This window comes from Aquabacterium sp. (assembly GCF_004297345.1).
GTDB lineage: Bacteria > Pseudomonadota > Gammaproteobacteria > Burkholderiales > Burkholderiaceae_C > Aquabacterium.
The window spans coordinates 1-4,275 of record NZ_SCTN01000037.1; the positions used below are offsets into that span (position 1 = coordinate 1).

At 64.2% G+C, this 4,275-nt stretch carries 4 protein-coding genes; 1 reads left to right on the forward strand and 3 read right to left on the reverse strand.

Annotated features, from left to right (window positions below):
* Positions 1–44: 44 nt before the first annotated feature.
* Complete coding sequence (locus EPO09_RS22310; protein ID WP_367200033.1) at positions 45–1,466, forward strand: putative bifunctional diguanylate cyclase/phosphodiesterase; 1,422 nt, start codon at positions 45–47, stop codon at positions 1,464–1,466.
* A 1-nt stretch (position 1,467) separates the two neighbouring features.
* Here EPO09_RS22310 and EPO09_RS01065 read toward each other — a convergent pair whose 3' ends face one another.
* The 3 genes from EPO09_RS01065 to EPO09_RS01075 form a co-directional block, all read right to left on the reverse strand.
* On the reverse strand, positions 1,468–1,848 hold the full coding sequence (locus EPO09_RS01065) for a hypothetical protein (protein WP_290639312.1): 381 nt from the start codon (positions 1,846–1,848) through the stop codon (positions 1,468–1,470).
* Between the two features lie 122 nt (positions 1,849–1,970).
* Positions 1,971–2,858 carry a 3-hydroxyisobutyrate dehydrogenase gene (gene mmsB / locus EPO09_RS01070; RefSeq protein ID WP_290639314.1) on the reverse strand — a complete coding sequence of 296 codons (888 nt, stop codon included), beginning with the start codon at positions 2,856–2,858 and terminating at the stop codon, positions 1,971–1,973.
* Between the two features lie 20 nt (positions 2,859–2,878).
* The coding region (locus EPO09_RS01075) for a CoA-acylating methylmalonate-semialdehyde dehydrogenase (RefSeq protein WP_290639316.1) at positions 2,879–4,275 on the reverse strand (1,397 nt) is incomplete at its 5' end.

The following is a 4,275-nucleotide window of genomic DNA, read 5'->3' on the forward strand; positions in this document are numbered from 1 at the left end:
CCTGGATACTGGATCGATCAAGAGCTGTCCAACCATCGCCACTCATGTCGCCGCCTCAGGGTCCATCCAAGGGTTCGCCGAGCAAGCAAAGCAGTGCCAGCACGTGGCGCAGCCCGAGTGCCAAACATCAGCGCCGCATTGAGCTGATGGTGTTGATCGGCTGCGGTTTCCTGATCACCGCCGGCCTGGGTTGGGCGCTCATGTTTGCCCTGCGCGATCAATGGCTGGCCGTGCCCATGGAGTTGTGGCTTGCCGTGACGGGCGTCGGAGGGGGAATCATGGCTCGCCGTGGGCGGGTGCATGAAGCTGGTCTGCTGGTGGTGGCCACCGTGTTCATCACCCTGGTGGGCATATGCGTGTTGCTGGATGTGCCCTCGCCCGCCGTCCCGCGCTCCACCCACCATCTCTTTCCGGCCGTGGGGGCGTGTGCGTTCATGCTGCTGCGGGGTAACAGCCCCTGGTTGCGCCATGGGGTGACCGGGGCCTGCTTTGTGGCCTACGTGGTGTTTGATCTGCCGGGACTGGTGGGCTACCACTCTGCGTATGTTCAGCCAGACGACGTTCGCGCCTTGAACACCTGGGGCAATGATTTCTTTGCCATGGCCACGCTCTACATGGCCTTGCAGGTGATGCAGGCCGACGTGAGCGCGCACAACGCACTCGAAAACGACCTGCGCACGGCTTTGGTGGAAGGGCAGTTCGTTCTGTACTACCAACCTCAAGTGAGCGTGGATGGCCGCGTGATTGGAGCTGAGGCCCTGGTGCGCTGGAAGCACCCGCGCCATGGCATGGTGCCGCCAGGCGACTTCATTCCGCTGGCAGAAGAGACCGGCCTCATCCTGCCGCTGGGCGAGTGGGTGATGCGCCAGGCCTGCACACAACTGGCGATCTGGGCGCGCAGCCCGGCCACGGCGGCGCTGAAGGTGTCTGTCAACGTGAGCGCCAGACAGTTCCGCCAACCCGACTTCGTGGCCGAAGTCAGCAGCATCATCGAGCGTTGTGGGATTGATCCCAGCCGGCTCAAGCTGGAGCTGACCGAGAGCATGCTGGCCAATGACCTGGACGACATCATCGGCAAGATGGACGCCTTGCGCGCGCGCGGTGTGAGCTTCTCGCTGGACGACTTCGGTACCGGCTTCTCATCGCTGGCTTACCTCAAGCGCCTGCCGCTGGACCAGCTCAAAATCGATCAGGCCTTTGTGCGTGACCTGCTGAGCAATGCCAACGATGCGGCGATTGCCAACACGGTGGTCAGCCTGGGCCAGAACCTGGGCCTGGAGGTGATTGCCGAAGGGGTGGAGACCGAAGGCCAGCGTAATTTCCTGACCTCGATCGGCTGCCACCACTTCCAAGGCTACCTCTACAGCAAGCCCGTGCCGGTGGCCGACTTCGAAGCCTATATCCGCCGCGTGGTGGAGGTGCTGGGTGTGGGCGCAGATGGCGAACTGAGCCCCAGCCCCGTTTAAATCAGAGCGTGATGCTCTTGCTCTGGGTGTCCCAGCCGTCTACCTGCCATTCCAGTTCGTAGGACGCCGAGCCGATGTGATGGCCGACGCCGATGATGTTGGCGAGCTGGCCGCCCTTGGCCGTGAAGAACACGCTCACGCCCTCAGTGCTGCTGCGCTTGCCCTCGGACACATGGCATACGCCCGAGCTCTTGTAGGGGAACTTGTCGTTGGCGCCGGTTTCGCCCACGTGGTTGGAGATGGCCTCGAAAGCCTTGTTCACATTTTTGACCCAGGTGACGCTGCCTTGGCCTACCTTGCTCACGACGAAGGCGAGGAAGTCATCACTGTCCATGACGCCCATCTTGTCCGTGCGCTTCATACCCCAGATAGTCAGTGCCATGATGTGATCCCGTGCTTGAGTGGAGTCGCGCCAAAGCGGCCCGACGATGCGGCGCATTATGTCGGGCGTGTCTCAAGCAGGCATTGTCCAAAAGTCACATGGCCATGATGGCGCCATGGGCCTTACTGGGGCGATTCGTACAAGCGGATGATGGATGAGAAGTCCAGCTTGCCTTGGCCTTGCTGGCTCCACATCTGATAGAGCTGTTGGGCCAGTGCGCCCAGCATCAGCGGGTGCTTTGCGCCTTTGGCGGCATCGGTGGCCAGGCCCAGGTCCTTGAGCATCAGGTCGACGCCAAAGCCGCCGGTGTAGCCACGCGAGGCGGGCGCAGTTTCGATGATGCCGGGATAGGGGTTGTAGGTGTCAGCGCTCCAGCAGCGGCCCGTCGAGGTGTTGATGATGCCGGCCAGCACCTGGGGATCGATGCCCAGCGAGGTGCCGAGGGACATGGCTTCGGACACGCCGATCATCGAGATCGCCAGCAGCAGGTTGTTGCAGATTTTGGCCACCTGGCCCGTGCCCACGCCGCCGCAGTGCACGATGTTCTTGCCCATGGCCTGCAGAACGGTTTGAGCCTGTTTGAACAAGGCATCATCGGCGCCGACCATGAAGGTCAGCGTGCCGGCTGCCGCGCCGCCTGTGCCACCTGACACGGGCGCGTCGGCAAACGGGTTGCCGTGGGCTGCGGCCTTCTCGGCCAGACGGCGCGCGGTGGCCGGGTCGATGGTGCTGCAGTCCACGATGGGGACACCCTTGGGCACGCCCGTGAGCACACCTTGCGGGCCCGTGAGCACCGCCTCCACATGGGCGGCTGCGGGCAACATGGTCAGCACGAAGCCAGCTTCGCGTGCGGCCTCGGCAGGCGTGCCGGCTGTGCGCGCGCCCTCGCCGACCAGTGTGGCCACGGCCTCCTGGTTCAGGTCGAACACGGTCACGGCGTGGCCGGCCTTGACGAGGTTGCGGGCCATGGGGCCACCCATATTGCCCAGTCCGATGAAGGCGATGTTCATGTGCGGTCTCCTCGGGCGCTTCAGCGCAGGCTGATGGTGGTGTTGACACCCGTGTTGACGGTGTTGTCATCGAACCAGCGGGCGGTCACGGTTTTGGTCTGCGTATAGAACTGCACGACCTGCTTGCCGTAGGGGCCCAGATCACCCAGCTTGGAGCCGCGTGAGCCCGTGAAGCTGAAGAAGGGCACAGGCACGGGGATGGGCACGTTGATGCCCACCTGGCCCACATCGATCTCGCTCTGGAACTTGCGTGCTACCGCGCCGCTTTGCGTGAACAGGCCCACGCCGTTGCCGAACGGGTTGGCATTGATGAGGGCAATGGCCTCGTCCAGTGTGGCTACGTTCAGCGTGATCAGCACGGGACCAAAGATCTCTTGCGTGTAGATCTGCATGTGGGCCTTGACGCCGCCGAACACGGTGGGGCCCACGAAGTTGCCACGCTCGTAGCCGGGTACGCTGATGCCACGGCCATCGAGCAGCAGCTCGGCGCCTTCGGCCACACCGCTGGCGATCAGCGACTCCACACGGGCCTTGGCGCGTGGCGAGATCACCGGGCCCACATCGGTGCCGGGTTGCACACCGGCATTGACCTTGAGCAGCCTGGCGCGCGCCACCACATCGGGCAGCCAGTCCTTGGCGGCACCGACGAACACGCCCACCGAGGTGGCCATGCAGCGCTGGCCGGCCGCCCCGAAGGCTGCACCGACCAAGGCGTTGAGCGTGTGTTCCTTGTTGGCGTCCGGCATGATCACCGCATGGTTCTTGGCCCCCATCATGGATTGCACACGCTTGCCATGCTGGCCCGCCAGGTTGTAGACGTGCGTGCCGACTTCGGTCGAGCCCACGAAGGACACGGCCACGATGTCCGGGTGCGTGCAGATGGCGTCCACCACCTCCTTGCCACCGTGCACCACATTGAGCACGCCGGCCGGCACACCGGCTTGCAGGGCCAGCGCCACCAGCTCCATCGTGGACATGGGGTCCTGCTCGGAAGGCTTGAGCACGAAGGTGTTGCCGCAGGCGATGGCCATGGGGAACATCCACAGCGGGATCATGGCGGGGAAGTTGAAGGGGGTGATGCCGGCACACACGCCGATAGGCTGGCGCAGCGTGTAGGTGTCCACACCACCGGCCACGTTCTCGGCGAACTCGCCCATCTGCAGGCTGCCGATCGAGCAGGCGTGCTCCACCACCTCCAGGCCACGGATGATGTCGCCTTCGGCATCGGCCAGGGTCTTGCCTTGTTCGTTGGTGAGCACGGCGGCGATGCGAGGCAGGTTTTCGCGGATCAGGGCCTGGAAGCGCAGCATGATGCGCATGCGGGCCGCCAGCGGGGTGCTCTTCCAGGTCTTGAACGCGGCTTTGGCCGAGGCCACGGCGGCGTTGATCTCGTCAGGCGTGGCAAAGGGCACCTGCG